1 protein-coding gene is annotated in these 1,116 nt (G+C 67.7%); it reads right to left on the bottom strand.

Features of this window, described 5'->3' with window-relative positions; all coding sequences use genetic code 11:
- On the bottom strand, positions 1-916 hold a 916-nt coding region (locus AX690_RS03415), incomplete at its 3' end, for an IS110 family transposase (RefSeq protein ID WP_066730288.1).
- Positions 917-1,116 lie beyond the last annotated feature (200 nt).

Below are 1,116 nucleotides of genomic sequence, written 5' to 3' on the forward strand. Positions count from 1 at the left end.
TTCGCGCGTCCCTGGCCTTGGCGTTGAGGCGGACGAGGAGCTTTCGGGCGACGGCGATCCTGATGGCGAGCTTAGGCTTCCCGGCCTGGGTGAGGCGATGGTGGAAGGCGGCCAGATCTGGATCATGTCGCGCCACGACTCCGGCGACGACGACCAGGATCGAACGAACCTGGGCGCGTCCGCCTCTAACGGAACGCTTGCCCTGGCGCTTGCCGCTATCGTTGGCGATCGGCGCCAAGCCGGCCAGCTTGGCGATGGCCTTGTTGGACACCGTGCCGATCTCAGGCATTTCGGCCGCCAGCCGAGCCACGGTGCGGCCCGCCACGCCCTTGATCTCGCGGAAGGCTTGGTCCAGCGCACGCCATAACGGATCGGAGCCCAGGAGTTCGGCGATGCGCGATTCCAGGCCTCGCGACTGCCGGGCGATCATCGCCAGCATCTCGTCGAAGCCGGCCAAGACCTCGGGGTCCCGGACCAGGCGGCGCTGGTTGGACTGAGCCACCTTCAAGTCGGTGAGCTGACGTAGTCGCGTCACTAACGCCCGCAGCCCTTCCTGGGCCTGACTTTCGGGAGCCTGAGCCACAAGACCCTTGGCTCGGGCGTAGTCGGCGATGATCCGCGCGTCGATCCGGTCGGTCTTCTCCAACACGCCCATCGCCTCGGCGAAGCGCCGCACCGACCGGGCGTTGGCGACCGCGCACGGAACGCCCGCCGCCCAGAGCAATCCGAACGGCAACTTCTCGTAGCCGCCGCTCGCCTCCATCACCACCAGCTCCACCCCGTGCTCGGCGCAAAACCGGCCCAGCGCCGCGATCCCCTCCGGATCACGCCGCACGCTCAACTCCAGGCCCGATCCGTCGATCCGGCCGTCCAGCGTCCCCGAAGAGACGTCCACTCCACAGATGATGCTCGCCACGGTAACCTGCCTTGTGCATGCGATCGAAGACCAAGCGACTGTTCGGTCGTGCGTGACTGCGGCGGCGGTCCCTAAGCTCTCTCGCGGTTGAAGCCAGAGGGAAGACGGGCGCCACGCGCCGCGTGAAGGGACCGGTGGCCGCCGGTCCCTTCACAGCTCCAGGCCATCACGCTCCGGCGCCGCAATCCAGATACAAGGGA

Source organism: Caulobacter sp. CCH9-E1 (assembly GCF_001556515.1).
In the GTDB taxonomy this organism is placed as follows: domain Bacteria; phylum Pseudomonadota; class Alphaproteobacteria; order Caulobacterales; family Caulobacteraceae; genus Caulobacter.